Origin of the sequence: Aquipuribacter hungaricus (genome assembly GCF_037860755.1) — a bacterium.
Classification (GTDB): Bacteria; Actinomycetota; Actinomycetes; order Actinomycetales; family JBBAYJ01; genus Aquipuribacter; species Aquipuribacter hungaricus.
Genome location: NZ_JBBEOI010000311.1, coordinates 1 through 3,516, shown reverse-complemented (window position 1 = coordinate 3,516; position 3,516 = coordinate 1). Strand labels below are relative to the sequence as shown.

Here is a 3,516-nt window from a genome sequence, read left to right as displayed (position 1 = left end):
GCGTCGGCGGCCGGGGGGCCGGCGGGGTGGGCGACCGCGCCGGCGCCGGGGACCGCGCCGGCCAGGGTGACCAGGGTGGCGCAGGCCAGGGCGGCGACCGCCGTGCCCAGGGTCCGTCCGGTCGTCGTCGCGGGGCGGGCGGCGCAGGGGGCGGGGGCCCAGGGGTCCATCGGCATACCACTGCTTCGTCCCGGGGCGGCGTCATATGTAGGCCCGCGCGACGAATCACCGGAACGGTGCCCCGCCGTCACCCCGCGTGACCGCTCACACCGACGAACCGGACATCGGAGACTACCCGGGGGCCGGGTCTCGCGTCACGTGCACCCGGACGGGTTAGGCGCAGCAGTCCCGGACGTTTGGGAGCCGCCGCCGGGGGGACCATGGCGCCACGACCGGCACCCCCGGTCGTCGTAGCCCGAGGAGCCCGGATGAGCGCCACCCAGCCCGCCCCGCACGCCGACGAGGCCCGCCCGCCGGTCCCCGACCCCGAGCCCGGGACCGACGAGGCCGCCCCCCCGACGACCCAGGAGTTCGGCCACGACGGCGCCGAGCACTACCCCACCGAGGACGACCCGGCGTGAGCCGGACCCGTCCGGCCCGACCGACACACGCGGGCGCCTCCCGGGTTGTGTCCGGGGCCCGGGTCACCCTGTGGGGATGCTGCTGATGTCCGCCGCCGACGTCCACGCCCGACAGGACGAGCTCGCCCTCTCGCGCCTGGACGAGCGTCCCGGCCTGCGCGAGGTGTTCGAGGTGGAGCGTCACGAGACCCGCCCCGACCGCCGCACCCTGTACTTCGACGCCGTCACCGGCTGGCGATTCGTCGACCTGTGCGACATGTGCGGCGGCGACCTCGGCTACCTCGAGGACGCCCCCGCCCTGGCCGCCCTCTGCACGTCCTGCGAGGAGATGGAGGGCGTCGTCACGCCGTCCTCCGGGTACCAGGACAGCCTCGCCGGCTGACCCGGCACCCGGGCGGGGGCTCACGCCATCGCGGCGAGGAGCTCCTCGCAGACCTCCGCGCACTCCCGGCACGCCTCGGCGCACACCCGGCAGTGCTCGTGCATGCCGGCGTGCTGGGCGCACTCCGCCTCGCACGCCCGGCACGCGGCGAGGCAGGCCTGGACGACGGCGCGGCTGACGTCGCCGTCGTAGGCGGTCTGCCGGGCCATGACCCGGGCCGCCGCGGCGCACACGTCGGCGCAGTCGCTGTCCAGGCGGATGCAGCGGACCATCTCCGCGACGCCGTCCTCGGACAGGCAGGCGTCCGCGCACACCGTGCAGGCCGTGCTGCACGCGACCATGAGGTCGACGGCGCGGGCCAGCAGGTCGCGGTCGAGGCCGGTCGGGGCCGGGTGGGTGCCGATCATCGCGGTGACGGTCTGCATCGTGGGCATGGTCCTCGGTCCTCCAGTGGTCGGCGGTGCAGGTGGTCGGTCAGCCGGTCAGCCGGTCCACCGGGCCGGCCGTGCCTGCCCGGACCGAGCCCGTACTGGCCGGTCCGGGCTGGTGGTGCGGTGTGCCGTGCTGCGGTGCGCGGTGCTGTGGTGCGGGTCAGCGCTCCTGGCCCGTGCCGAGGTCGCTGAGGTCCTGCTCGGGCTCCCGGTCGTTCGAGATGCCCAGCCCGCTCACGGCCCCGCTGCCGAGTCCGCTGGAGGTCTCGTCGCCGGCGGGTCCGCGGCCCTGCTCCTCGACGGTCTCCTGGTCGTCCAGGTCCTGGACGTCCACGCCGTAGGTGAGCAGCAGCTGCGGCGCGTCGTCGGCGTCGAACTGCTCGGGCAGCTCGTCCTGCGCGCGGGCGGCTCCCTCGTCGTCGCCGCGCCCGCGCAGCAGGTGCACGACGTGGGCGCGCTGGACCTGCACGCTCAGCGCCCGCCGCCGAGCAGGCCGCCGAGCCCCCCGCCGCCCCCGCCGCCGAGCGCGCCGCCGGCGAGCTTCTGGACGAGGTCGGCCGGGTCGAGCCCGAGCGAGGACAGGATGCCGCCGTGCTCGTCGGTGTCGACGGTGGACGGGAGCTGCTGGTCGGCCTGCGAGGCCTTGTCGTGGTCGCCCTGCTGGCGGAGCAGGTCGAGGATCTGGGACTTGTCGAGCTGCACGGGTGCCTCCTCGGTGGGCGGTGCCGGCGCGGGCGCGCCGTCCCCGTCCTCGTGCCCGTACGCCCCGCCGTCAAACAGCGCGGCGGCCGCGCGGCGGGGGCTCAGCCGACCCCGCAGGTGTCGACCGCGAGCACCGCGAGGGTGCGGGCGACGGCGAGCACCTCGGCCAGGGGCACCCGCTCCTCGGTGCTGTGCGCCAGGCCCGCGTCGCCGGGGCCGAACTGCACCGTGGGGATGCCGGCGCCGGCGAGCAGGCGCAGGTCGCTGCCGTAGGGGGCGCCCCAGAGCCCCGGCTCGGGCGTGCCGGGGCCGCCCGACACCGCCCGGGCCGCGCGGAGGCCCGCGACGAACGGGGAGCCGGGGTCGGTCCGGCCGGGGGCGAACTGGCCGCCCCACCACGTGACCTGCACCGGGTGGAGGCGGAGCCAGGGGTCGTCGGCGCAGGCCGCGGCCACGGCGTCCTCCAGGGCGGCGCGGGCGTGCTCGACCGGCTCGTCCAGGGCGACGCCGAGCCGGCCCTCGACCTCGACGAGGTCGGGCACGGAGGACGCCCACACCCCGCCGCGGACCGTGCCGAGGCTGATCGGGTAGGGCAGCTCCCAGCGACGCATGAGCGGGTCGACTTCGGTGTTGCGCCGGCGCTCGAGGTCGGTGAGGGCGCGCCAGACGGGCCACAGCTTCTCCAGTGCGCTCACGCCGTCGAGGCGCCGTGAGGCGTGGGTGGCGGCGCCGGGCACGCCGAGCCGGAAGGTGAGGGCACCGGCGTTGGCGGGCACCACGTCGAGGCTGGTCGGCTCGGGCACCACGCAGGCGTCGGCACGCCAGCCGCGGTCGAGCATGGCGAAGCTGCCCAGCCCGCCGTCCTCCTCGCCCTGCACGCTGGCCAGCAGCACGTCCCCCCGCAGCGGCACGCCGGCCCTGCGCAGCGCGCGCACGGCCCAGGTCGCGGCCACGAGCCCGCCCTTCATGTCGCAGGTGCCGCGCCCGAGCAGGTCGCCGCCCACCACCCGCCCGGACCAGGGCGACCCGTCCCGCCAGGCGGCGTCCGGCCCGGCCGGGACGACGTCGACGTGGCCCTGCAGCATGAGCGAGGGGCCGTCCCCGCTGCCGGGCAGCCTGCCGACCAGGCCCCAGGCCTCGTCGCGGTCGACCTCGACGCCGGGGAAGCCCGGTGCGGCGAGGGTCTCCTCCAGCGGCACCTGCCAGTGGTCGACGTCCAGCCCGTCGGAGGCCATGACGTCGGCGAGCAGGGCCTGCGCCGAGTTCTCCTCGTCGGTGCCGCCGACGCTGGGCTCGCGCACCAGCCGGGCGAGCAGGGCGACCATCGCCTCGCGGTCGGCGTCGACGGCGTGCAGGACGCGGCCGTGCCACGCGCTGCGGCGGCCCGCGTCGGTGGAGGCCGGCCGCCGGGGCCCGGGCA

The 3,516-nt window shown here is 77.3% G+C and carries 6 protein-coding genes; 2 read left to right on the top strand and 4 right to left on the bottom strand.

All coding sequences use genetic code 11. The annotated features are described in order from the left end of the window. Window positions 1-428 precede the first annotated feature (428 nt). Both WCS02_RS18765 and WCS02_RS18760 read left to right on the top strand, forming a co-directional pair. Window positions 429-581: a hypothetical protein gene (locus WCS02_RS18765; RefSeq protein WP_340295810.1), complete on the top strand. Its 153-nt coding sequence runs from the start codon at window positions 429-431 to the stop codon at window positions 579-581. A gap of 76 nt (window positions 582-657) precedes the next feature. Next, the gene (locus WCS02_RS18760; RefSeq protein WP_340295809.1) at window positions 658-963 is read left to right on the top strand and encodes a hypothetical protein; all 306 of its coding nucleotides are present in this window, start codon (window positions 658-660) and stop codon (window positions 961-963) included. Window positions 964-983: 20 nt separating this feature from the next. On the opposite strand, the gene WCS02_RS18755 is transcribed toward WCS02_RS18760, so the two are convergent. From WCS02_RS18755 to WCS02_RS18740, 4 genes are all read right to left on the bottom strand, one after another. Then, window positions 984-1,397: a four-helix bundle copper-binding protein gene (locus WCS02_RS18755; protein WP_340295808.1), complete on the bottom strand. Its 414-nt coding sequence runs from the start codon at window positions 1,395-1,397 to the stop codon at window positions 984-986. A 157-nt stretch (window positions 1,398-1,554) separates the two neighbouring features. After that, entirely contained in the window at window positions 1,555-1,863 is a 309-nt protein-coding gene (locus WCS02_RS18750) for a hypothetical protein (RefSeq protein ID WP_340295807.1), read from the bottom strand. Window positions 1,864-1,865: 2 nt separating this feature from the next. Further along, window positions 1,866-2,096, bottom strand: coding sequence for a hypothetical protein (locus WCS02_RS18745; protein WP_340295806.1), 231 nt, complete (start codon window positions 2,094-2,096; stop codon window positions 1,866-1,868). A gap of 101 nt (window positions 2,097-2,197) precedes the next feature. Continuing rightward, on the bottom strand, window positions 2,198-3,516 hold a 1,319-nt coding region (locus tag WCS02_RS18740; RefSeq protein WP_340295805.1), incomplete at its 5' end, for an ArgE/DapE family deacylase.